19 protein-coding genes and 3 pseudogenes are annotated in these 24,396 nt (G+C 61.8%); 7 read left to right on the forward strand and 15 right to left on the reverse strand.

The window, feature by feature from the left end; translation table 11 throughout:
• The 4 genes from HY896_08695 to HY896_08710 all read right to left on the reverse strand — a co-directional run.
• Positions 1-752 (reverse strand): nucleotidyl transferase AbiEii/AbiGii toxin family protein (locus tag HY896_08695; protein MBI5576427.1); only part of this gene is annotated, 752 nt, incomplete at its 3' end.
• On the reverse strand, positions 749-1,402 hold the full coding sequence (locus HY896_08700; GenBank protein MBI5576428.1) for a hypothetical protein: 654 nt from the start codon (positions 1,400-1,402) through the stop codon (positions 749-751). The genes HY896_08695 and HY896_08700, both read right to left, overlap by 4 nt.
• 131 nt (positions 1,403-1,533) lie before the next feature.
• Positions 1,534-1,884, reverse strand: coding sequence for a TfoX/Sxy family protein (locus HY896_08705; GenBank protein MBI5576429.1), 351 nt, complete (start codon positions 1,882-1,884; stop codon positions 1,534-1,536).
• Positions 1,881-2,396: an SRPBCC domain-containing protein gene (locus tag HY896_08710; GenBank protein MBI5576430.1), complete on the reverse strand. Its 516-nt coding sequence runs from the start codon at positions 2,394-2,396 to the stop codon at positions 1,881-1,883. Before HY896_08710 ends, HY896_08705 begins: the two co-directional genes overlap by 4 nt.
• A gap of 59 nt (positions 2,397-2,455) precedes the next feature.
• Between HY896_08710 and HY896_08715 the strand changes: the two genes are divergently transcribed.
• Positions 2,456-3,412, forward strand: a complete 957-nt coding sequence (locus HY896_08715) for an aldo/keto reductase (GenBank protein ID MBI5576431.1) — start codon at positions 2,456-2,458, stop codon at positions 3,410-3,412.
• Positions 3,413-3,453: 41 nt separating this feature from the next.
• On the opposite strand, the pseudogene HY896_08720 reads toward HY896_08715, so the two are convergent.
• The 3 genes and pseudogenes from HY896_08720 to HY896_08730 form a co-directional block, all read right to left on the reverse strand.
• Positions 3,454-4,693 (reverse strand): annotated as a pseudogene (locus HY896_08720) (aldehyde dehydrogenase family protein).
• Between the two features lie 91 nt (positions 4,694-4,784).
• A pseudogene (locus HY896_08725) lies at positions 4,785-4,895 on the reverse strand (proline dehydrogenase family protein).
• A complete protein-coding gene (locus HY896_08730) occupies positions 4,856-5,821 on the reverse strand; it encodes a proline dehydrogenase family protein (GenBank protein ID MBI5576432.1) in 966 nt (321 codons plus the stop codon). Before HY896_08730 ends, HY896_08725 begins: the two are co-directional and overlap by 40 nt.
• A 303-nt stretch (positions 5,822-6,124) precedes the next feature.
• Here HY896_08730 and HY896_08735 point away from each other — a divergent pair, with 303 nt between their 5' ends.
• The 5 genes from HY896_08735 (at position 6,125) to HY896_08755 (ending at position 9,719) form a co-directional block, all read left to right on the forward strand.
• Entirely contained in the window at positions 6,125-6,658 is a 534-nt protein-coding gene (locus HY896_08735; protein ID MBI5576433.1) for an ORF6N domain-containing protein, read from the forward strand.
• Positions 6,659-6,777: 119 nt separating this feature from the next.
• Positions 6,778-7,023 carry a type II toxin-antitoxin system prevent-host-death family antitoxin gene (locus HY896_08740; protein MBI5576434.1) on the forward strand — a complete coding sequence of 82 codons (246 nt, stop codon included), beginning with the start codon at positions 6,778-6,780 and terminating at the stop codon, positions 7,021-7,023.
• A 6-nt stretch (positions 7,024-7,029) separates the two neighbouring features.
• Entirely contained in the window at positions 7,030-7,293 is a 264-nt protein-coding gene (locus tag HY896_08745; protein ID MBI5576435.1) for a type II toxin-antitoxin system RelE/ParE family toxin, read from the forward strand.
• 192 nt (positions 7,294-7,485) lie between these two features.
• Positions 7,486-8,724 carry a DUF748 domain-containing protein gene (locus HY896_08750; protein ID MBI5576436.1) on the forward strand — a complete coding sequence of 413 codons (1,239 nt, stop codon included), beginning with the start codon at positions 7,486-7,488 and terminating at the stop codon, positions 8,722-8,724.
• Positions 8,725-8,738: 14 nt separating this feature from the next.
• Entirely contained in the window at positions 8,739-9,719 is a 981-nt protein-coding gene (locus tag HY896_08755; GenBank protein ID MBI5576437.1) for a lyase, read from the forward strand.
• A gap of 83 nt (positions 9,720-9,802) precedes the next feature.
• Here HY896_08755 and HY896_08760 read toward each other — a convergent pair whose 3' ends face one another.
• From HY896_08760 to HY896_08770, 3 genes are read right to left on the reverse strand one after another with little or no spacing between them, the layout of a single operon-like run.
• A complete protein-coding gene (locus HY896_08760; protein MBI5576438.1) occupies positions 9,803-10,024 on the reverse strand; it encodes a dienelactone hydrolase family protein in 222 nt (73 codons plus the stop codon).
• Positions 9,988-10,335 carry a hypothetical protein gene (locus HY896_08765; protein MBI5576439.1) on the reverse strand — a complete coding sequence of 116 codons (348 nt, stop codon included), beginning with the start codon at positions 10,333-10,335 and terminating at the stop codon, positions 9,988-9,990. Before HY896_08765 ends, HY896_08760 begins: the two co-directional genes overlap by 37 nt.
• Positions 10,336-10,354: 19 nt before the next feature.
• Positions 10,355-10,720, reverse strand: a complete 366-nt coding sequence (locus HY896_08770) for a VOC family protein (GenBank protein ID MBI5576440.1) — start codon at positions 10,718-10,720, stop codon at positions 10,355-10,357.
• A gap of 263 nt (positions 10,721-10,983) precedes the next feature.
• Between HY896_08770 and HY896_08775 the strand changes: the two genes are divergently transcribed.
• A complete protein-coding gene (locus tag HY896_08775) occupies positions 10,984-11,154 on the forward strand; it encodes an SDR family oxidoreductase (protein ID MBI5576441.1) in 171 nt (56 codons plus the stop codon).
• 7 nt (positions 11,155-11,161) lie between these two features.
• Here the strand turns inward: HY896_08775 and HY896_08780 are convergent, their stop codons facing one another.
• The 5 genes and pseudogenes from HY896_08780 to HY896_08800 all read right to left on the reverse strand — a co-directional run bounded on the left by HY896_08780 (position 11,162) and on the right by HY896_08800 (position 24,358).
• Positions 11,162-11,938: a hydrolase gene (locus tag HY896_08780; GenBank protein MBI5576442.1), complete on the reverse strand. Its 777-nt coding sequence runs from the start codon at positions 11,936-11,938 to the stop codon at positions 11,162-11,164.
• 74 nt (positions 11,939-12,012) lie between these two features.
• Positions 12,013-12,844 (reverse strand): annotated as a pseudogene (locus HY896_08785) (FAD-binding protein).
• A 154-nt stretch (positions 12,845-12,998) separates the two neighbouring features.
• Positions 12,999-13,844, reverse strand: coding sequence for a pyridoxal-phosphate dependent enzyme (locus HY896_08790; GenBank protein ID MBI5576443.1), 846 nt, complete (start codon positions 13,842-13,844; stop codon positions 12,999-13,001).
• Between the two features lie 95 nt (positions 13,845-13,939).
• Positions 13,940-22,501, reverse strand: a complete 8,562-nt coding sequence (locus HY896_08795; protein ID MBI5576444.1) for a cyclic beta 1-2 glucan synthetase — start codon at positions 22,499-22,501, stop codon at positions 13,940-13,942.
• Between the two features lie 183 nt (positions 22,502-22,684).
• Entirely contained in the window at positions 22,685-24,358 is a 1,674-nt protein-coding gene (locus tag HY896_08800) for a DEAD/DEAH box helicase (protein MBI5576445.1), read from the reverse strand.
• Positions 24,359-24,396 lie beyond the last annotated feature (38 nt).

Genomic DNA, 24,396 nt, shown 5'->3' on the forward strand with positions numbered 1-24,396 from the left:
AGTGCGTCGATGGCTTCGCCAAGCGCCGATTGGAACGCATCGGTCGAAAGGGGGGCATTTCCCTTCCAGTGCCCGCTCTGCCGCATGCGGATCTCGAGATGGGACAGGTTCAGCTCCGGGTGATTCGCGGCATACCACACCAGGTCGTACCAGTCGCGCCCCTTCACCCGGTTCTTCCAGCGCCTGCACAGGAGCGCATGCATCTTGCCGGCGAACAGGTCCGGCAGGACGTACACACGCACGGCGAACGGAATCGGCTGGAGAAGGTAACGGGTCTGCGTGGCGAACCCCGCAGGCGGGTCGGTGTCCACCTCCAGCTTGATCTTTAGCACCCTCCCCTTCGGAATCTCGCGCACGATCTCGCGCCCCGCCTCGATGATCAGCAGCTCCCGGATCGTGTCGACCTTCAGGAACGCCGATTCGATGTCGGTGGTCGCCGATTTGTCGATTCTCTCTGCATGCACCCGGAAGCCGAATGCGGCGATCTCTTCCTCCAACTGCGACATATACCGGTCGATTCGGAAAGCCGGGTCCGGCGCCATCAGCGAGAAATCGAGGTCCTCCGAGAAACGGTCCAGGCCGTAGAGAATACGCAGTGCCGTCCCGCCGTAAAACGCCGCCCGCTCGAAGAACTTCGCGCGCCAGAGCCCGAGCAGGGCCACCTCCTGGAGGATCTCCCGAAGGGCCTGGAGATGGTCGTTCACCGTCTCTCTCCGGTATCGCTCCAGCATCTTCGCAACGGCTTCGTTCACCCCGTCCCCCGCTTCTTCAAGCTCCCGACGAGAGAGGCGAGAAGCCGCACCTTCCGGGAGCGGTAACTCTTCGCCAACTCATCGAGGATGCCCCGGTCCAGCCCCTTCAACCGTCCCATATCGATCCGCAACGCTTCGTCAAGGTACGACGCAAGTTCCCGACGCGAACCGAACGCTCCCCGGCGGTCCGCCACCAGCGCATCGGCCAGCGCCTTCTCGGGAATTGCGATGAGGAAGGCCCGACCGTCGCCCGTTTCCACTCGGTCCACCCCGACCGGAAACGCCTCCATGGAAATCATCCGGTATGTGAACCGGCCGACCGGCGTGTCGAACGCCCGCGAACGGCCGCTCGTCACCGACGTGACCGTCTCCACCCTTTCGGGTATCAGGCCGTGCGAGGCAAGGGCGTATTCAAGGGAGACGCAGGAAGGTCCGTAGATCAGATTTGCCAGGAGTTCCCGGCAGAGAGGCTTGCGACGCTCCTGCTCGCCGAAGACATAAAGCCCCTTCTTGACCCGGACAATAACGCCGTCGCGCAATAACGCCGTGATCTTCGCCCTCGGCCGTGAATACCCGGGGAGGGCGTCGAGGAGCGTCTGATAATCGAATTCCTCATGCGGGATCCGGTTGCGTAGAGACAGAGATGCCATGGCATTAGTGTACGCATTTCTACATAGTATGTCTATTATTTATAGACTTACTATGCCATATAACGGGGTGACAGCGGTTGTCGCAAATTGCGATATCCTGCTGGACGGATCACGGTAGAAACCCGGTACGCTCATCTTTTCATTCGTGCCGGCGCCCTACCCTTCATCTTCCCTTTTCGTGCAGCGGCCTCCCTCGCCCATGAGACCAGTTCCTCGTCGTCTTCGACGATATCCTCCGGAACCTCGTAATACGACTTCAGGACCACCTCGCCGCCCGGCGCAAAGGGGCCCATTCCCCGGTCACGGTACTCCAGCCGCGTCGTTTCGTCGGTCTTGAAGTAAAGCCGACCGTCGTAGACGATGCCGAAGAAATCCGCACCAAGATAAAGGCCGTACCCGCCGAACATTGCCCGGCAGGTTACCCCCTCCAGGGAGCGAAGCTGGTCCAGCACGAAGTCCCGATAGGAATCCTCCTTCTTCACTGCGCGCATGACCGCAGGTAGTCGGCCAGTTTATCCAGTGATTCGTTCCAGCCCTGCCGGCACATGTCGCGATCCGGGCCCGGCTTTATCGGATAATGATGCAGCGTGAACTTCGTCTTGCCGTCATGCTCTTCGAAGGTCACCTCGATCACCGCTTCCTCCGGCCAGTCGGGGCTCATTCCGTATTGCCGAGGCGAGACCGGGTTGCCTTTCTCATCCGCGAAGGTATCGGTGCAGACGATCCGCTCCGGCTCCACGATCTCCAGATATACGCCCTGCCCCCAATATTCCTTGCCGTCGGGTGCGCGCATACAGCTGAAACTGACGCCTCCCGGGCGCAGATCGATCTTGCAGACGGGCGCCGTGAATCCTTTCGGGCCCCACCATCGCATGACGCGCTCGGGCTCGGTCCATGCCTTGAAAACCAGCTCGCGAGGGGCGGCGAAATCTCGCGTGATAAAGAGTACATCCTCTTCCGGTTGCCTTGCGGCACCGCTTTCGATTCCGGCCATGGCTCCTCTCCTTTCTTCCTGGTTAGATGCGATTCGCGTCTGGGATGCATCGAAGTATCATGATTGCGGGTAAGAAGCGCAAACTTGGGAATTCCGGGATCAAGGTCGCTCCGCTGGCGTTGGGGGGCAACGTCTTCGGATGGACCGCGGATGAGAAAACATCTTTCCGGCTGTTGGACGCATTTGCGGCTGCCGGCGGCGATTTGATCGACACGGCGGATGTCTACTCCATTTGGGTCTCCGATCACAAGGGCGGTGAATCCGAGACCGTGCTCGGCAAATGGCTCAAGCGCAGAGGCAACCGGAAGAAGGTCCTCGTCGCCACGAAGGTCGGTAAGGAGATGGGTCCGGACAGGAAAGGGCTGGCGAAACCGTATATCCTGCGCGCGGCGGAGGATTCCCTGCGGCGTCTGCAGACTGACCGCATCGATCTGTACCAGGCCCATGCCGACGATCCGGATACGCCGCTGGAGGAAACGCTCGAAGCCTTTGCGCAATTGATCAAGGAAGGAAAGGTAAGATTGATCGGCGCGTCGAATTACGACTCGGAACGGCTCCTGCAGGCATTGCAGGTCAGCGGGCCGCGCGGGTATCCCGCATACCAAAGCCTTCAGCCCCTGTACAACCTGTACGATCGCGCCGAGTATGAATCGAAGCTCGAGCCCGTCTGCCGGGAAAACGGGTTGGGCGTAATCCCCTACTTCCCGCTGGCAAGCGGGTTCCTAACGGGCAAGTACCGGTCGGAAAAGGACCTGGCGGGCCGCGCCCGGGCGGAAATCGTCAGGAAATACCTGGACGACCGGGGGTTTCGGATACTGGATGCACTGGACCGGGTGGCCCCGCGTTATCATGCGACGCCGGCCGCCGTGGCTCTCGCGTGGCTGATCGCCCGCCCCGGCATCACCGCTCCGATCGCGAGCGCAACGAGCGTGGACCAGTTGAACGAGCTCATGAAAGCGCTGGAGCTCAAGCTGGATCCTTCGGATATCGAACTGCTGAACCGGGCGAGTGCGTAACGTCTTGCCCAGAGTAAGATCTGGTTCGAAATACGGTTCGGTTACAACAAGACATCGGGCGAAAACCCTCTGCGCATCGTGTTTTCCGTGATGACCCGCGGCTCCATGAACTGGAGGAGGTAATCGGGGCCGCCCGCCTTGGAGCCGACGCCCGACATCCGAAACCCACCGAAAGGCTGCCGGCCTACCAGGGCGCCCGTGATTCCCCGGTTGATGTACAGGTTGCCGACGGCGAACGTCTCCCTCACGCGCTCGATGTCGCCGGGCTCCGGGAGAAGAGCCCGCCGGTCAATGCATAGTCGGAGGAGTTCGCTATCTTTACAGCCTCCTCGATTTCCCGGGCGCGTATGACGGCGAGCACCGGCCCGAATATTTCCTCCCGCAAGAGCTTCGAATCCGGGGGGAGGTCCGTGAGGATCGTCGGGGAGACGTAATACCCTTCCTCCGGGACCGGGATCTCGGCGGCCACCTTCCCTTCCCTTCTACCGAGCTCGATGGCTGCCCGCACCCTCTCCTTCGCGGCGCCGTCGATCAGGGGCCCGATCATGTTGGCGGGGTCCTCCGGCGGGCCGACCGTCATGCCCTGGACCGCCTCGCACATACGGGCCAGGAAGCGGTCGTAGCAATCCGCGTGGACGATCGCCCGGGAGCAGGCGGAACATTTCTGTCCCTGGTACCCGAACGCGGACTGCATCACCGCCGGCACCGCCTGGTCCAGGTCGGCGTCCGCATCGATCAGGATCGCGTTCTTCCCCCCCATCTCCACGACGGCCCGCTTGACCGACTTCTGCCCCGGCGCGGTCTGCCCCGCCCTCTCCACGATCCGCAGGCCCACGGCCCGGGACCCAGTGAACAGGACGAAATCGACCTCCGGGTGGCTGACGAGGTGGTCCCCCACGGCATCCCCCTTGCCCGGGATGAAATTCAGCGCGCCGTCGGGGGCTCCGCCCTCCCTCAGCAGGGAGAACGCGAGCCAGCCGTTGACCGGGGAGAGGCTCGACGGCTTATAGAGGAGGGCACCTGACATGCCGCAAGCTCGTACTTGCGGCGGCGGGCTGCGTCGGCGGCGCGGAACAGTACCTTTGCCCGTTCCTCCGGAGGGCGCTGCGACCAACTTTGAAGCGCATCGCGTGCGACCGATACAGCGCGATCGGCGAGCTCCCGCGTGATGCCGTGGACGGTTCCCACGACCTCCTGCGGGCGTGCCGGATTGACGGAGACGATCGGGTCCCCCTCCCGGTATTCCTTCCCGCCGATGACCGCGGGATAACTCTCCCCCATCCGGCTCCCGACTTGCGCGATGGCGTTGCGGAAGGCCTGGCGCGTTTCTTCCCTCGTAAAATCCGCCACCGGCTCGTTCGGTATCGGCTTGCACCAGGTAGGCCATCCCGGGCAGCAGTTCCCCGATCGGGGCGTATTCGCGGACGGTGAACCCCATGGCTTTCAGCGCGCGCTTGATCGGCTCGGCCATGCCGTACAGCATCTGGAATTGTGCCGATCAGCCGCAGCAGGTCCTGCTCCGCGCATTTGAGATAGGCCTGGAGGGCGATCCCGGCGGCCTTCCCATCCGTGGAACTCCGGTTCGTCCAGGGTCCGCGTGAAGACGTCCAGCGTGATGTTTTTGAGGGCGTACATCTCCATGTCGAGGTTCACGAACCCGCCCGCTTCCCGCACCTTGCGCAGGATCGGCAGCAGCCGTTGCCGGACCCCCCGGACGCTGTCCTCGTGATTGACCGGCCCGATGCGGGAATAGAGGGAGCTGAGCTTGACGGAAAGGTTGAGGCGGGGAAACAATCGTTCGCGGCGGGGGTCGAACGGGGGCCAATCGGCAATCTCCCGGGATAGCGTGTCCGCCAGCCGCAGGTAGGCGTCCCGGTACCGATCCGCCTCCGCTTCGGAGACGACCGCTTCCCCCAGGATGTCGACGGTGAAGCTCCTCCCGTCGTTCCGAAGGCGCCGGAGGGAGGAAAGGGCCGCTTCGGGAGTCTCCCCCGCGATGAAGGTTCTGGAGAAGCGGGCGACGCCCCGTTTCACGAGATACGCGGTGAGCGCCGCGGCGGGCGCGGATGCGAAGCTGGAGCCGGATGATGCGCCGGATGCGGACGTTGAGCAGGATCCGGACGCGGCGGCGGAAAGGAGGGAATTCACGATCCCGGGGAGCGGCGATCCGTCGGTCGCGAAGTATTCCCTGGCGTGCCGGGCGATCTGCCGGCTGTCGGCCAACGCGGGGAGGACGTCCACGAAGCGGAAGAGCGGGACCTTGAGCGCGGGGTCTCGCATCACCCGCTCCATCATCCTGCCCGCCCACCACTTCCGGTCGAAGACGGCCGGCGTTTCCGTCCCCATGAGCCGGAAGATCTCCAGCCCCTTCGCCCTCACGGCATCCTGGGCGACGGACTCCGGCCCCATGGTTTTGCCTCCCGCTATCCGCGATTTCGCTAATTTTTATGATGTATTGCAAGGACCCCTGGTTGCCGCGTCCCAGTCGCCGATTCTCTAAGGTCGCAAATTGCGACCTTAGAAATCGGCCTCGATGACTAACTTGAAGTCACAATTTGTGACTTCAAGTTTGCATATACCTGCAATTACAAGTGTTTTTCAAAATCTTAAGGTCGCAAATTGCGATATCAAAGCTTTGGACGGAAGGGGGTTTGGAACCGGTCGCAATTTGCGACCGGTTCCCCAGGCACGTAAATTGAAGAACAATTCTGCATGAGTGAAGACTTGAAATCACAAACTGTGATATCAAAACCGCACCTTCGTGCAGAGGATATTTCCCAGCATATTCATATAATTCGGGGGCGCCGCGTCATGATGGACGCGGACCTGGCGGAACTGTACGGGGTCCCAACATTCAGGCTGAACGAAGCCGTCAAAAGAAATTCCGCACGCTTTCCCGAGGACTTCATGTTCCAGTTGACTACCGAAGAATACACTTCTTTGATATCGCAAATTGCGATATCAAAGCCAGGGAGAGGCGGCCGGCGGAAGCTTCCCTATGCCTTCACTGAGCAGGGCGTGGCGATGCTGTCCTCTGTCTTGAATAGCGACCGGGCCATCCAAGTCAACATTACTATCATGCGTGTCTTTGTCCGGATTCGCAGGTTGCTCGTATCTCGCGAGGAACTTGCCCGAAAGGTTGAAGCGCTAGAAAGGAAGTATGACTCCCAATTCCGCGGGGTCTTCGACGCGATCCGGGCATTGATGGAGCCGCCCAAGACACCACGGCGGCGGATCGGATTCTGACCCGTTGCGGATGGACCAGGTTCGATATCCGGTCGGGAGGAGAGCCGTTTGACCCCTTTCTTCCGTTGTCGTATACTTCCAATTCGTACGATACGTACATATAGGAAGGAGGCACGCGCATGACCCGAATGAGCGCGAGCAAGGTTCGTGACGAGTTCTCCGACGCCCTGAATCGCGTCGCCTACAAGGGAGAGCGAATCGTCCTGCGGCGCCGGGGAAAGGATGTTGCGGTCCTTGTTCCGGTGGAAGACCTGGAGCTCCTGGAGGAAATCGAGGACCGCATCGACATCGAAGCGGCGAAAAAGGCTCTTAAGGAAAAAGGAGGAATCTCCTGGAAGCAGTTAAAGAAAGAGCTGGGCCTCTGATTTCCCATGTCCTACGAGATCCTCATCCAACCGACGGCTGTCCGGGACCTTCGAAAACTCCCCAGGGAGGTCCGGAAGCGGATCGGCAGAAAACTCGACGAACTTGCGAATGAACCGCGTCCCGCGGATGCCAAGCTCCTGAAAGGAAACGAGGGCTTTTCCAGGGTGCGGGTGGGCGATTACAGGATCGTCTATACGATCCGGGAAAAGATCCTGGTTGTATTGGTCGTGCGCATCGGTCATCGAAAAGATATCTATCGAAATCTGTGAATTGCGGATAGAGCCGGATGCCGCTTGCGGCTTGAAGCGCCGGGCACGTCGCTCCTCCCGCTGACCCCGGAGATCGCCGTAGAGAGCAGCCGCCTCCCGGGGGAATTCCACGGGAACCCGGCCACTGATCCTCCGGAGAACGGGAACCGCCCGCATCCCCCGGCATCTATTTGGGATGGTGGAATGGCTTGCATGAGCGCCGAAGATACCGATACCGCCGGAAAGTCCGTGAATCCGCCGGGGGGCGCACGCGGCCCCCTGTTCCGAAAGGCGCTGTGGGGCGCCTGGATCCTCGCCGCCCTGCTCCTTGTCCTTTTCGTCGTTTCCTATTTCCTGGACGAGCCGCTGCGGGAATCGATGGAGCGGAGGATCAACGCTCCCCTCAAAGGGTATTCCGTCCGCCTGCCGGATAAGGTGTACCCCTCCTCCTTCCACATGGAAACGGCGATCTTCGGGACCGGGCGCGGCATCGTCGACGGCAACGCCAATTTCCTCGCGGAGCCGTATCTCGGGATCAACGCCCGCATGAAGCTCGAAAACGTGCCGCTGGAATATTTCAAGCCGGTGGTCGCCCGCACGAATCTTTCCGTCAAGAGCGGGACGTTCTCCGGAGCCGGCAGCATCGAATACGCCCCCAACGTCAAGGTCGCGCATCTCGAAGACCTGTCGGTCCAGGGGATGGAAATCGATTACGTCCATTCCGCGCGGACGGCGGAGGCCGAAAAGAGGCGCGCCGAGGCGGTCGGGAAGGCGGTCAAGGAGGCGCCGAAGGCTGAAATGCTGCTCCGGGTCGACCGGGTGAGGCTGACGCGGTGCTCCGTCGGAATGCAAAACGAGAACGCCGATCCCCCCTATCGTGTCTACCTGACCGACGCCGATCTCCTTCTCACGAACCTGTCCAACAAGTTTTCGGAAGGGCCCGCGGACATGGAGCTGGCGGGGAAATTCATGGGGAGCGGCCCCACCGTGGTGAGCGCGCAATTCCGCCCGGAGAAAGCGGGGCCGGACCTCGATCTGCGCATCAGCATCGATAATACGCAGATGGCGGATATGAACGACCTCTTCCGCGCCTACGGAAAGTTCGACGTGTCGGAAGGGCTGTTTTCCTTCTATTCGGAGCTGAAGATCCGCAACGATGCGATCTCCGGCTATATCAAGCCGTTCTTCAAGGACATGAAAGTGTACGACAAGCGCACCGACCGGGAGAAGACGGGCTTTCGCCGGATGTACGAGATGGCGGTCGGCGGGGTCGCCCGGCTGCTCGAAAGCCGCCACCGGCACGAGGTGGCGGCCCAGGCCGACGTCTCGGGCACGGTGGAAAATCCCCGGGTCAGCAACTGGCAGATCGTCGGCAAGCTTATCCAGAACGCATTCTTCAAGACGATCCTCCCCGGATTCGAGAAAGAGGCCTCCCGGGCGAAGCGGAAGTGAGGGGGTATTGGACGATGAGACGGACAATCATTATTCTGATAACTTTCCTGATCGCGGCATGCGCGTCTTTGGCGGCCGCCGATGTGCGGATCCAGGAATGGGGGCTCCCGACGCCCGGCTCCTTCCCCCACGATCCTGCCGTCGGGCCCGACGGATCGCTCTGGTACACGGGAATGGGCACCAACACTCTCGGAAGGCTCGACCCGAAATCCGGAAAGATCCATGAGTATCCATTGAAAACCCCGGGATCGGGTCCGCATGGGCTGGTGGCCGACCTGAAGGGGAACATATGGTTCACCGCCAATCGCAAGGGATACATCGGCAGGTTGGATGCGCAGACCGGCGAGGTAACCGAGTACCCGATGCCGGACCCGGCCGCACGCGATCCGCACACCCTGGTCTTCGACGGCAGCCAGGTCCTCTGGTTCACCGTCCAGGTGGGTAATTTCGTGGGGAAGTTGGAGCCCCGCACGGGCAAGATCACGCTGGCGCGCCCGCCCACGGCCGATTCCCGCCCCTACGGAATCGTCGTGAGCCCGAAGGGAATCCCCTTCTTCTGCGAGCTCGGGACCAATAAGATCGGCAGGATCGACCCGGTCACGATGTCCATTTCCGAATTCGGATTGCCCAAGGGGGCCAGGCCGCGCAGACTCGCCGTCACCTCCAACGGCCTGATCTATTACACGGACTACGCCCGCGGATACCTGGGACGCCTGGATCCGGACAGCGGCAAAGTCGAAGAGTGGCCATCGCCCGGCGGCGGGAAGTCGAAGCCCTACGGCATCGCTGCGACCCACGACGGGTCTATCTGGTACAGCGAATCGGGAGTCGAGCCGAACACGATCGTGCGGTTCGATCCGAAGACAGGCAAATTTTCGCGCTGGTCCGTCCCGTCAGGTGGCGGAGTGATCCGGCATATGGCGGCGACGCCCCAAGGGGACGTCTATATCGCCTGCAGCGGCGTCAACAAGGTCGGGATCGTCCGGGCCGAGTGAAACGAACAGCAGGATAAACCCGCTACCTGTGCTGCTTCCCCCTGATCAGGACCATGAGGGAGCGGGAATTATCCCTGGCAAGGCTACTCCAGGGACTTTTTTAGGAACCCGATCGTATCGGGCCAGGCCTTCTCCGAGGCAGCCAGGTTCGCGCCGTCGCGTTGGTCCTGGGCACGAAGGAACCCGTGCCCCGCGCCCGGGTAGGTGTGCGCGACAAACGTCTTCCCAAGTTCCTTCATCATTGCCGCCGCCGGGCCGACCGTCGCGTTCACCCTGGCATCGTCTCCGCCGTAGAGGCCGAGCACGGGGGCGCGGATGTTCCGAAGCGCTTCCGAGTCCGGTCGGTGAGGCCGTAGATCTCCATGATGACGATCACGACGGGAGCCTTGTCCTTGCGCTCAGGGTAGGCGATGAAGGCGGATACTTTCCCTTCCTTGCCGGGAACGGCGATGCTTGCCCACTCGTGATGTCGCGGCGATTGTTCCAGGGCGGCCTTGGCCCCGGCCTCGCCCGGGGGAATCGGGGCGGCGCCGGACCCTGGCCCTGCGGCGATACTGGGCAACGGGGCTGATAAAACCGCCAGGAGCAGCCATATGTAAGCTCGTTTCCCGTTCATGAGGAGTCCACTTTCTTCATTAACCCTCCCAGGGCGTAATGAGCTGGAAATAATTGTTGTCCGGGTCGGCGAAGGTTGCGATCATCATTTTCGGATCTTCCGACGGATTGTACGGCTCCGCGACGACCGAAGTCCCGAGCTTCTTGATTCTTTCGAATTCACTCTTTACATCCTTGGTCTCGAAATTGAACATTACCCGTTCGGGGTTCGCGTTCTTCCCATGGACTTTGTCATGCGGGCCGAAGGTGATGAATCCCTTGCCGGCCATGAATCCGTAGTAGCCGCCCTCCGACCAATCGGGGTCCTTCTGGAAAACCTTCTTATAGAAATCCGCGAGTTTCTTGGGATTCCCCGAAAACACCAGGATGGAATTGAAATCCAGCATAACAGCCACCTCCATTCAGAGCGGATACCACATATCATGGTTTTCTTTTAGATGCGCCATCCGGCGAAAACGCATGGAAAGAAATCAAGTATCCGGGAATCGCGAAGCTAATGGATCCGTCAACCAGTCGAAACCGTCCGGAAATCCGCCGCATCCGTATTACAAGAAGTCCGATAAGCCGCGAGGTGACGATCCCATGAGACGCTTTGAAGGCAAGGTGGCTGTTGTGACGGGTGGAAACGGCGCTTCTCGGCCGCACCGGGATGTCGGATGATCAGTTGAAGCAGACCATTGACTGGATCCGAAACCAGGTCCCGGTCAAGCGCTTCGCTAAGCCGGAAGAGATCGCCGAGGCCGTGCTTTTCCTGTGCTCCGACGCATCCTCGTACATCGTCGGCGCCGAGATCATCGTCGACGGCGGCATGACTTTTTAAGACGCTCTTACTTCTTCTCCCCCTTGAGGGCTTCCTGCGCTTTCCGGTAGCTCTCCATCACGGCTTGATAGTTCGGAGCATAGGCCGCATACAGGGCGGCAAAATCCGCTGCATCCGGCCGATTCCAGGTGCGTTGCAGCTCGCAAAACACCGCATTGGTGCTCATCGGGACGACCCCGGCCTGCGTGAGGCGTGCGAGCGTCGTTCTCGATGCCATCTCGCTCGGGTCGCCTGAAGCATCCATCACCGCGTAAACCTTGTAGCCGTCCGCCTTCGCCTGGAGCGCCGGGAAAGCGACGCAAACGCTTGTCCACACGCCGGCGATGATTAATGTCTTTCTGCCGGTCTTGCGTACGGTCTCCACGAACTCCTTGTTGTCCCAGGCGCTGATTTCACCTGTGCGCGGAACGTATATCGCATCGGGTGCATTCTGGTGGATCTCAGGCATCAAAGGGCCATTCGGGCCGGTCGGTACGGATGCGGTCGTGATGACGGGGATCTTCATCAGCTTGGCCACCTTCGCCAGGATTATGGTATTGGTCCGTAATTCCGCCACACTGATATCCTTGACGGTCTGGAACAAGCCGCTCTGGTGGTCGAGCAAGAGGATAACGGTATCCGCAGGATCGATCAGTACCTTGCCCACGTCCGCCTTTACCAAGTCGGGAGCCTGCGGTTGAGCGTAGGCACTATCGCCGACCGACTGGAATAAAAATACACCCGCCGCAAGCAGTGTGAGGACTACCAACGACACAACTGTTTTCGATGGACGAAGCGATTTCATGAGTCTCTCCTTGTCAGCTCGGACCCCACCAGCGCATTAAGCGCTCGGGCCGGGTCCAGGACTTGAAATCGCGGTCACGCCGCGGACCGCAATTTCCGTTTTCCCGAGGGCCGGATGTTCAGGTTCACGCGAAAGAAATTTTTCGGGTCATACTCGGCCTTGACCTTTGCAAGTCGTTGGTAATTGTCCCTGTATGTAGCCTTGATGCGGTCCTGCCCATCGTCCTGCATCATGAAATTCACGTAGGCTCCGCCCGCCGAGTGGGGGTGGAGCGCCTCCCAGTACGCATTCGCCCATGTTTTCAGCCGGGGATTGTTGGCCGGATCCGGATCGGCTCCGAGGATGATTTCGGCCCAGGTAGTGTCGCGGTAGCTCCAGGCGGTGTCTTTCCCGTCCACCCGGTGCACTGCGCCGTTGATCGGGTACAGGTGCATCATTGAAAGAGGAGACGGAAGGTCCGCACCATGCTTCGAATGCAGCCGGATCGCATCGTCGCTCAGGACATCGAAGAAATCCGCCTGCCGGGACGGCCAGCCCATAGGGATGGGTGGCGTGGTCCACGTCTTTCAGCAGGCAACCGCCGTCGACCCGGGCGGTTTTCGCGCCGGGATCGACCTGGACGTTGTTTATCGCACCAAGATCTATGACGAGACCGTCGTCGCATACTCCCAGGCCCCCTGCATTGTGTCCACCGCCCCGGACAGCCGTGAGCATGCCCGTTTCCGCCGCGAAACGAACGGAGGCGACCACATCTTCCACTCTCTTGCAGCGGGCGATCAAGGCCGGCCGCCGGTCGATCATGCCGTTGTGTACCTTGCGGGCCTCCTCGTACCCCGGGTCACCGGGCCGTAGAAGTTCACCCCGCAATGCCGACTTGAATCTTTCAACGATATCTTCTTTTCCCATCGCATCCCCCTTGCCACCAAATTGATGCAAATAAGATGAATGGCGGGATGCCGGGGTGCCGGATACGGGAAAATTCCTTGGTGATGAAGGGTGCAAAGAAAGGTTGGCCGGGCCGTCCACCGTAAGGTTGACGGCCCGGGAACTCGTGTATCGGTTACACCGTGACCTTCGGTAGATTGCGCAGCGCTTCGCGAACCTTCTTCTCGCTGTGCTCGTGGTCCGCCAGCTTTCCGGTAAGGAAGTCGTCGTAGGCCACCATATCGAAGAAGCCGTGCCCGGAGAGATTGAACAGGATCGTCTTCTCCTTGCCTTCCTCGTCGGCCTTTTTCGCTTCCTGGATCGCCGCGTGGACCGCGTGCGCGGACTCCGGCGCCGGGAGCAGCCCTTCCGCGCGTGCGAACGCGATCGACGATGAGAACACCGCGAGCTGCGGGTAGGCCTGCGCCTCCAGGAGCCCTTCGCTCAACAGTTGGCTCACCAGCGGAGAGGCCCCGTGGTAGCGAAGTCCACCCGCGTGGATCCCCTCCGGGACGAAGTCGCGCCCCAGCGTGTACATCTTGACTATCGGGGTCAGCTTCCCCGTGTCTCCGAAATCGAACGCGTAGACACCCTTCGTGAGTGTCGGGCATGACGCCGGCTCGGCGGCGACCAGCCGGGGATTTTTCTTCCCGCCGGCCATCTTGTCCGGGAGGAACGGCAGGGCGATCCCGCCGAAGTTGCTTCCGCCTCCGTGGCAGCCGATCACCACGTCGGGGTAGTCTCCCGCTATTTCCATCTGCTTCTTCGCCTCGAGCCCGATCACCGTCTGGTGGAGCTTGAACTCGTCACTCTGGAATCCCTGGATGTATTGCGTGAAATAGGTGCCTGGTCCCGGGAGCGCTCCATCCAGGATGTCCGTTAATCCGAGGTTCATCGGCGGCAGGTTGAAAGCGTTCGAGGGCACGGCGAAGAAAACTGCGGCGGTCAACAGGATCGCGGGCAACACTTTCCGTACTTTCATCTGAACCTCCTTTTAAAATATAGAAGGCCGCAAAAACGAGGAACCGAATCTCATGGGGTCAAGAGGATTTTTGACATACCACATGCAGGGCGTCATTAAACAAGCGTTTGGAGAATCACCACCTCGACCGAATGATTTCGGCGGTCATCGACAAGGGGGATCGACTTGTCGGGTTGATCAATCCCATCGACAGTCACCGTCGTTCCGCCGACATCGGCAGGCTGTTGCAGGACTGCGATGTCGTAGACCGTCTCGCGATACCGGTAGTACACCTTGAACCCCTTCCAATCCGTGGGGAGGCATGGAGCAACACGCAGCTTGTCCACTTCCAGCCGCAAGCCCAGGAGGGATTCCACGATCAGCCGGTACATCCAGCCGGCCGAGCCGGTGTACCATGTCCATCCGCCGCGGCCCGTGTGGGGCGAGAGCGCATAGACGTCCGCCGCGACGACGTACGGTTCCACTTTATAGGCCGCAACCTCCTCCGGAGATCTCGCATGGTTCACCGGGTTGATCATCGCCAACAGTTCCCATGCGCGCCGGCTGTCGCCCAACGCGGCGAACGCCATCGCCGCCCAGATCGCAGCATGCGTGTACTGCCCGCCGTTTTCCCTCACGCCCGGGACGTACCCCTTTATATAGCCGGGGTTCAAATCCGACTTGTCGAACGGCGGGTCCAGGAGCTGGATCAGCGCATGCTCCCGTCGAACGAGGCGCCGATCCACCGCTTCCATCGCCATGCGCGAGCGCTCGGTGTTTCCTGCCCCGGATAGAACCGACCAGCTTTGCGCGATCGAATCGATCCGGCATTCGGGGTTGCTCTCCGATCCAAGCGGCGAGCCGTCGTCGAAGTAGGCGCGGCGGTACCACTCGCCGTCCCAGCCGTTCTCATCGATCTTCAGGCGCAGTTGATCCGCCTCTCTGCGGCAACGTTCGGCGAAGGACAGGTCGCCGCGATCGCGTGCAACCTCGGCGAACCGCAGGAGCACCTCATAGAGGAAAAACCCCAGCCAGACGCTTTCGCCTTTGCCGTTTTCGCCCACCAGGTTCATGCCGTCGTTCCAGTCGCCGGAGCCGATGAGCGGAAGACCGTGCTCTCCGGTCCCGAGGCCTTTCAGGATGGCCCGCACACAGTGGTCGTACAAGGTGGCCGACTCTTCGGACCGTCCGGGCAGGTCGTAATAGGAGTCTTCCTCCAAAGTTACCGGGCGGCCTTCGATAAAGCGGATGGGTTCGTCCAATACTCCGGTATCCCCCGTGTTCAAAACGTAATGACAAGTCGCCAGCGGCAGCCAGAGGAAATCGTCCGAACAGTGCGTGCGCACTCCCCGGCCCAAGGGGGGATGCCACCAATGTTGGACATCTCCTTCCCGGAACTGGCGGGCCGCGCAACGGAGCAAATGCTCTCGCGCAAGGAGCGGCTCGGCGTGGAGGAGCGCCATTACGTCCTGCAGCTGGTCGCGAAAACCGAACGCGCCTCCCGATTGATAGTATCCGCTCCGCGCCCAAAGACGGCATGCCAGGGTCTGGTACAGGAGCCAGCCGTTGGTCAGGATGTTGATGGAAGGGTCGGGGGTTTCCACATGGACTGCGCCGAGAGTGCGCTTCCAGTACTCCCACACTGCTTCGAGTACCCCACGCGCCGCGGAAGACCCACGGAATCGATGCACCAGGTTGACTGCATCATTCGCGTTTCGCCCTGCGCCGAGCGTGAAGATGACCTCACGCTCTTCCCCGTCGGCCAGATCGAAGGGAACCTGGATCGCGGCGCAGGGATCCAGGGCGGCCCCTACCTTGCCCGAGAGGCACGCCCGGGACATGGCGGCAGGACTTCGCAGCGTGCCGTTGCGCCCGAGGAACTCCATCCTGTCGCCGCTTGCGGTCCGAATCGCATCGTGTACGTCGAAAAAGGCGACCCGTCCGGCGAACTCCGTGTTGTACGCGTTCCGCGCGAAGAGCGCGCCGCTGTCGTGGTTGACTTCAGTGACCACGTGCATGGCCGTTTTCGGCCGCAGATCTCCCAGCACCCATTCCACATATCCCGTGGCGGAGAGCCTGCGCGATCGGCCGGATTCGTTTCGGACTTTCAACACCGTGAACTTGACCGGTGCGTCCAGAGCCACATAAACCCACATCTCGGACCGGATGCCGCTCTCCGTGTGCTCGAAGACGCTGTAGCCGAATCCGTGCCTGATGACGTAAGGCGTCGCCCCCCGGGCGGGCAGCGGCGTGGGGGACCAGAAGCGGCCGCTCTCTTCATCACGGATGTAAAAGGATTCTCCGCTCGAGTCGGTCACCGGGTCGTTTGCCCACGGAGTAAGACGAAACTCGTGGGCATTCTCGCTCCACGTAAAGGCATGGCCGCTCTCGGAGAGAACCGTTCCGAAGTTCGGATTCGCCAGCACATTCACCCACGGCGCCGGCGTCACTTCCCCCTGCGCAGTCGTAATTACGTATTCGCGTCCATCCGGCGTGAAACCTCCCAGTCCGTTAAAGAAAACCAGGTCGCGGCGGGGCGGCTCGGCTGCCGCGGGAGCTTCGGCGGGATGGCTACGGGACGGCGTGAGGCGCGGGACCGCCACTTCCGCCGGCCGGCGGCGGTGGATCTGGTCCCACAGCGTCCCCCGGCTGTCTATGAGGATGGCGCGGGCGACCGTTTGCAGCAGGATGCGGTCCTCTTCCGATATCTGCTCCGCGAGCCGCACAAAGATGCCGCCCGGCCGATCGGTCGCGTAGGCTTCGATGCCTGAAGCAATCAACCCCATGATTTGATCCTGGAGCACTTGCCGGTAACCTGCGCGATCTTCGTTCCAGATCACCAGGTCCACCGCCAGCCCTTTCAAGCGCCAGTATGCGTGGGCCTGCACGAGTTGGCGGACCAGGTTGATGTTCTCCGGGTCTCCGATCTGCACCAGCACGATCGGAAAATCGCCGGAAATGGAATATCCCCATAGGCCGGATTGTCCGCGGCGGTTCTTGATCAGAACGCTCGCGTCGGCGCGCAGAGAAGAATCGGCATGGATGACGGAGCCGGCAAGATGTCCAAAAAGTTGTGCGTCGGCTTCCGTGGCATTGAGCTGTTGCAGGACCACCTGCCCGTGTGTCCACGCCAGGTCGAAAGCGCGATCCGCGAGGCGCCGATCCTGGTATTTCCCGACAAGGCTTAAAGCGGCGGCGCGGGTTTCGCATGCGCCGGAAACGATATCGATCGTCGCCGATTCTCCCGGATCGAAGGTGATCCGGCGGCGGATCGCGACAATCGGGTCGAGCACGGAGCCCTGGGTGCCCGAGAGCGCCGCGGATTCTCTCATCGCTTGCGGATCGGCGGCCGTGTTTCCGCGGCCGATGAACCGCATGCGGTCCGTCTCATAGGAAACTTCTCCGGTTTCCGCCCCGTGCACGGCCATCACGTGAAACATCCAGGGAACCGGCTCATCGAGGGACCGGGGCCGGCGGGTGCAGAGGATCGCCTGGCGCCGGGGGAGGATCTCGGTCTGGACAAAAAGGTTGCTGAACGCCGGATGCAGTGCGTCCGCAGCAGGCGATGCAAGAACGACTTCCGCGTAACTCGTCACGTCGAGCGCTCTGCGCCTCCGTGAGCGATTGACGACGCGGATTCGGCGCAGCTCGATGTCATCCTCCGGGGAAACGACGATCTCCGTATGAGTGTCGAAGTCGTGGTCGCGTCGGCGGAATTCCGCTCGCGCTTCCGAGAAAATCACCTCGTACTTCTCCGGCCGCTTGAGCGTCGGCTGATAGGCGGTCGACCAGAACTCCCCGCCGGCCACGTCGCGCAAGTAACAGAACGTGCCCCAGCCGTCGCGGGTACCGTCTTCGCGCCAGCGGGTGATCGAGATGTCCTTCCAGCGGCTGTAACCGCCGCCGGCGTTGGTGACCATCACGTGGTATCTGCCGTTCGACAACAAATGCACTTCCGACACCGGCGTGTCCGGGCTGTTGAATGTGCGCACCGGGGTTTTCATGCCATCGGGAGTCGTACGCAAATCGGAGAGCTCGGCGGCAAGCGAATAGTACGCCGTGGCCTTTGGAACCCGCTCCTGGAGCAACAGCGTGGTTGCCTGGAACCGCGGATCCGAATCGAATCGCTTCTGCATCGGTCGGTCCAGGAGCAGATAAGCCAGGGAAAGGAGGCTCATGCCCTGGTGATGCGCCAGGAAGGCCCGGACCACGGTACTCGATTGTCCGCGTCGTTGACGGGAAGGCGTGTAGTCGACGGCTTCATACAGGCCGAATTTTCCTTCCACCCCTTCCGCGGCAAGTCGCTGCAGATTCAGACATGCCTCCTCGGCCGTCACCATCAGCGCCAGTGCGGACGCATACGGCGCGACGACCAGGTCCTCGGCGAGCCCGCGTTTGAGCCCCAGCCCGGGCACTCCGAATGCGCGGTATTGGTAATTGAAACGTGCGTCGACCAGGTTGTAGCAGGATTCCGACATGCCCCATGGTACGCCGCGCTGCGCCCCATACCGGATCTGTCTCTCCACGGCCGCCCTGTAGGTCCGGTCGAGCAGCGTGTTTTCGTACGTCGGCATCACCAGGAGCGGCATTAGGTACTCGAACATCGAACCGCTCCACGAAAGGAGGATCGGCTCTCCTCCGGCGGTAGTGAGCAGGCGCCCCAGGGCGAACCAGCTCTCCTGCGGCAGTTGTCCCTGCGCAATCCCCACGAAAGTGCACAATCTCGCTTCCGAAGCCAGCAGATCGTAGAAACTCGAATCACGCCTGCGCTCACCCACGTTGTACCCGATGGCCAGCAGACGACGTGTCTTGTCGAACAGGAAATCGACCTCCATGCGGGCGAGATCGCCGGCTTGCCGTGCAAGGAGATCGATTGACGCAATCCTTGCCCTGGCACGACCGTTCCCCACGCCTGCCAACTCGCGCAGGGTCGGGATCCCATCGTTGCCGGGATCGAGATACGTCAATTCCTCGATGAGGTCCCTGCATTGCCGGGCGAAGGCATGTGCCCACCACGCCGGCTGACCCTCGGAGTCGGCTTCAAGAGCGCGGATAACCTCATCGGCGGACGCCGCCAGCCGGTCCAGGCACTGCCGGGCGGCCGGGAGCGTCGAAGGCCGGGATTCCGATGCTGCCGCAAGGTCATTTTGAAGTTGGGCAAGCTGTGCCTTCGCTGCTCCCCCCGCTGCGTCCACGAGAATCCCGAGCGTGTCGCTTAAGCCCTCCACCCATCGCGATCCCAGGATTTTCTGGTCGGGAAGTGCGAGCAAACCCGGCTGCAACGTCAGCAGATGGCCGGCGAGGTTCCCGCTGTCCACCGTCGAAACGTAGAGAGGGTTGAGAGGTGTCAGGGACTGCGTGTCGTACCAGTTGTAGAAGTGGCCCCGGTGCCGTTCCAGGGATTCCATCGTGCGGAATGCGTTCGCCGTGCGCTCGATGAGTTGTCCGGCCGGGAGGTAACCGAAGTCGTACGCGGACAGATTCGCGAGCAGCGCGAGCCCCATGTTGGTCGGCGATGTGCGGTGCTCAACCGCGGCGACGCGATACTCCTGATAGCTGTCGGGAGGCAACCAGTTATCTTCCGGGCCGACGAAGGTTTCGAAGAACGCCCAGGTCTTTCGGGAAAGTTTACGGAGAAAGATGGCCTGGTCGGCCGAAAGCCGGGGGGATCGGGGGGGAAACGGCAGGCTGATCCACCAGGCAACCGCGGGGGAGGCAAGCCAGAGGGCCAGTATGGGCCCGGCCACGGCCAGCGCGACCGGCCTCGAAAGCGCCAGGTATACCACCGCGGCAGCGGCGATCGCGGGAGCGATCCACATTGACCGGTAAGAGGCGACGAGATCCGCGTCGCGATTGCGGTCCGGATCGCCCGACGGGCTCCATTCCAGAAGCCGTTTATTCGCGATCAACAATCGCCAGACCGTGCGCAACATCGCATCCAGGCTTAAAAACGCCTCGTAGGGCAGGCACACTAACGTAAATGCCGCCTGGGTGAAGTGCCGGCCGGCCAAACGCATTGCGGCGGCGAAGTGCTGCCCCGGCAGCACGTCGTTCGGCTTCCGGAACAGTTCCAGTACCGATGCCGCCAACGGTGGAACCAGGAGAATTCCGATCACCGCCAAGGTCCATAGCCAGAGCGGCGACAGGAACATCCAGCCCAGCAGCAACATCAGCGTCAACGCCGAAGGCACGAGACTGCGACGAAGATTGTCGAAGACCTTCCATTGGGACAGGTTCGAGAGAGGATTCCTCTTGCGGAGCTCGCCGGGTCCGGGAACGCGCGACACCAACCACGACGCAATCTGCCAATCCCCGCGAATCCAGCGGTGCCGGCGACTCATGTCCGCGCTGTAGCGTGATGGATAATCCTCGTACAACTGCACATCGCTCAACAGCCCCGCCCGCGCATAGCACCCTTCCAGAAGATCGTGGCTTAAGATCCGGTTCTCGGGAAAACGCCCACGGAGCGCCCGCTCGAACGCATCCACGTCATAGATCCCCTTGCCGATGAAGGAGCCTTCACCGAACACATCCTGGTAGGCGTCGGAGACGGCGCGCGTATACGGATCGATGCCCGATTCGCTCCCGAACAGTCGCGCGTACCTCGACCTGTTCGTGCCCGGCAGGCTCGCGGCTACGCGAGGCTGAAGGATTCCGTACCCTTCGGAGACACGCTGCTTCACTTCGTCGTACCGCGCACGATTCAGCGGGTGCGCCATGGTTCCCACGAACTGCCGCGCCGAATCGCGCGGAAGCCGCGTATCCGTGTCCAGGGTAATCACGTACTTCGCGTTCGATAAAACGGCGGTATTGCCGACAACGAGGGAAAAGCGATCCCCTGGGCCGCCGCGCAGCAAGGCATTCAACTCCGCAAGCTTCCCACGCTTTCGCTCGTAGCCCATCCAGATCCCCTCCCGGGGATTCCACAGGCGCGGGCGATGAAAAAGGAAAAACGTGTCGCTCTTTTCATCACTGTACTTTTCGTTCAGCTCCTCGATCCGCTTCCGGGCCAGCCGCAACAGCGGTTCGTCCTCCGGCATCGTTTCCTGGAGCGCATCCCGGAAATCCGTCAGCAGTCCGAAGTACAGATTGTCGTCCCGGTTGGCCAGGAACCGGACTTCCAGCGCCTCGACCAGGTCCTCGATGTCGGGAGCGCTCGTGAGCATCGTCGGGATCACCACCAGGGTGCGTGATTCCTCCGGAATCCCTTCGGAGAAATCCATTCGCGGCAGCGGATGCGGCGTCACCAGCAACGTGCCCAGCCAGTTCACCAGCGCGACCGCCAGCTGACTTCCGCCCAGCAGCGAAAGGAACCCCATCAGCGCGAGCAGCCTGTCCGGGGTCCCACCTGCATGTGCTTTCACTAACAGGATCCCTGTGATAATCGCCGTCAGCAGCGTGATCGTGCCGAGATAGAGGAGCAAGGGAAAGGGGCGGCTCCTCCGCACAATAGCCTCCAGGAGGGACAGGCGCACCTCCGCCGCTCGTTCGAGTTGCGGCAATCCCTTGTCGACCAGGTAGAACCCGACATGTGCCGCTCGATCGTCCCTGCCTTTCCCGGCCGCGTCCTCGCCGGATAAACGAATGGCTTTGCGCGCCACCTCGCCTTCGGATAGCCGGCTGATCTTCGCGATCTTCTCCACGACGTGACGGTAGCGATCGCGGGTGGCGATATCCATCCTGCCGTAGACTCCGCCGGGATCCTCACGCAGCACCTGCTCGACAACACTCATCCTCTCGACGAAGTCGCGCCAGTCCATCGCTCCCAGGAATCGGAGGCTGCCGATGCTGTTGCCGATGGACACCTGATCGGCGGCCTGTTGCTGGCTCTCCGACCGTACCAGCTGCTCGATCGTCAGGCCGGACTCGGAAAGTCTTTGTTCTATCCAGGTGAGCGGCAATGCCAAAGCGGGGCTCTGTCCCTGCAACCGGCGCGCAAATTCCGCAACAAACGAGCTCACCATCGGCGGGTTCGACCGGGCCATGTCCGCGGTCACGAGGATCAGGCTCTTCGGATCCTTCTCGGCGATCTCCATCATCTGTTCCGCCCAATGGGCGGCGCGGTTTCGTTCCCTCATATCGGCGGCGATCCGCGCTGCGGCGCGCCGGAGATTCTCGATCAGCGCCAGGCGGAGCATGATCGGGATCGCCCACAATTCGCCCAACGTAAGGAAAGTTACCGTCTGGTAGGCGGCCACGAAGCTGCTGAGAGTTTCCGGGTCCACCCTGCCGTCGCCGTGCATGATCGTCTCAAGGGCGATGTCGTACACGCGCGGACGCCCGGCGGATGGGCCGGAAAGCAATCGCGGCAGCTCCCGGCTGTACCCCTTCGGCAAGTGTCGCCTGGCCGTGCGGATCTGTTCTTCGATGAGGTAGAAGTTGTCGAGAAGCCATTCCCCGGCCGGCGCAATCCGGCGGTTCGCCTTGGCCGCTGAGGTCAGCAGGTTGCAGGCTCGGATCAGGACGTCTTCGTTCTCCGCCAGCCGAGCCAGGAGCCGGTCCTTCACTTCTCTCGGACCCAACTTGTGCGAGCCCGCCAGGATCCTGCCATGCTGCTTCATCTGGTCGCTGCTGAACAACTCCGATCGCAGCGGCGGCTCGTCGGCGGCGAACTTTATCGCCGATCCGTTTCCGAGGAGGCTAGCTCTTAAATTGCGCAGGGTCCCTAGAATGGACATCGATGGGGGAAACCGTCGGTACCTGCCCATTGGCGTGCGCCATGGAACGCTTCGATCACGGGTGTCACGGAGGCAAGGACCATCGGGGGAAGGCCTCCATTTTCGGCAAGTTGCAGATTGGATGTTCAGTGACTGGGCGACGTTCCAATTTGCAATCGTCTGATTTGTGGATCCCTGTCGCCCCTACCGGCGGCGATCCGCCGCGCGGTTGCCCTGCCTGCCGTTTCCGGGGCGGGCGCCCCACTTGGACTCCCGGCGGGACCGGCCCGGCCTCCCGTCGGAACGGCCCGGGAATGCGTCGATACGGCCCGGCCGGAACAACTCGTCTGCGCGGATCATGGACAAGGCCGGCAAGCCGTTCGCGCGCCGCGGATCGAGGTCCGTCGGCGGCCCCGGGTTGCGTTCGGAGCGGTATGGGTGGCTCTCCGCCACAGGCAGATGCTTGCGGATCAGCCGTTCGATCCCCGCGAGGAACGGGCGCTCCTCGAAGGAACAGAAGGACAGGGCGATGCCTGTGGCGCCCGCCCGTCCCGTGCGGCCGATCCGGTGGACGTAGCTCTCCGGCTCGTTGGGAAGGTCGAAGTTGATCACGTGGGACAGGTCGACGATGTCTATCCCCCGGGCGGCGATGTCGGTCGCGACGAGCACCCTCGTCTGGCCCCGCTTGAAACGCGACAGGGCCTTCTCGCGCGCCTGTTGCGACTTGTTGCCGTGGATCGCCTCGGCCTGTACGTTATGGCGGGCAAGCTGCCTGGTGACCCCGTCGGCGCCATGCTTGGTGCGGGTAAAGACCAGCGCGTTCTTGACGGAGGGGCCGTCCAGGAGGTGCTTGAGCAATGCGATCTTTTCCGGTTTCTCCACGTAATGGACCTGCTGCGCCACGGCTTCCGCCGGAGTCGCGACGGGTGTCACGGCTACCCGGACAGGGTTGCGCAGTATGCTGTCGGCGAGCCCCCGGATCTCCCCCGGCATCGTGGCCGAGAAGAACAGCGTCTGCCGCTCCCCGGGCAACTGGTCGATGATCCGATGGATGTCGTGTATGAATCCCATGTCGAGCATCCTGTCGGCCTCGTCCAGGACGAAGGTTTCGACGGTCCGCAGGTTGACGAACCCCTGCGACATAAGGTCGAGCAGCCGTCCTGGCGTGGCCACGAGGATGTCGATCCCTCTCTGGAGGGCCTGCACCTGCGGGTGCTGGCTGACGCCCCCGAACACAATCGCGTGCTTGAGGCCCGTGTGCCTGCCGTACGCGCCGAAGCTCTCCGCGATCTGGGAGGCCAGCTCCCGCGTCGGCGTCAGCACGAGGACGCGGATGGACCGCTTCCCGCGCCCCATCCATGGCGCCTCCTGGAGCCGGTGGAGGATCGGCAGGGCAAAGGCGGCCGTCTTCCCGGTGCCGGTCTGGGCGCAGCCGATAAGATCCTTTCCATCGAGTACGATGGGGATCGCCTTCTCCTGGATGGGTGTCGGTACGGTGTAGTTCTTCTCCGCCACGGCACGGAGGAGCTCGGGGCGGAGCCCGAACGCTTCAAACGGTTTTCTTTCCTCGGACGTTCTCTGTACTTGCACGTTCTCTTCTTCTCCTGTCGTTTTCACCAGGCACAATCGTTGGAGCGGGCTGTTCGCCCGACCGGTCTTTCCGCATGGTGAAATCTCGGGAGAAGCGTTGAACGCCGGCGGCGGCGGGCCTGCTTCTTCGAAAGGTCCCTTGGGGAGAGGATTGTGTCTCGGGATTTTCCGAACTGGCGTCAATCTAGCACGTAGGTCCCGGATCCGCAAGCAAGGATCCAGGCTGTCGGAGTTGCCTGCTTTCGGGAAGGTCTCATTTACAGACACATTCCTGACCTTGAACTCCATTGCGCTTGCCGCAAGTGACCACGACAAGATCATTATCG

It is taken from the genome of Deltaproteobacteria bacterium (genome assembly GCA_016218975.1).
In the GTDB taxonomy this organism is placed as follows: Bacteria; Desulfobacterota; Deferrimicrobia; order Deferrimicrobiales; family Deferrimicrobiaceae; genus JAENIX01.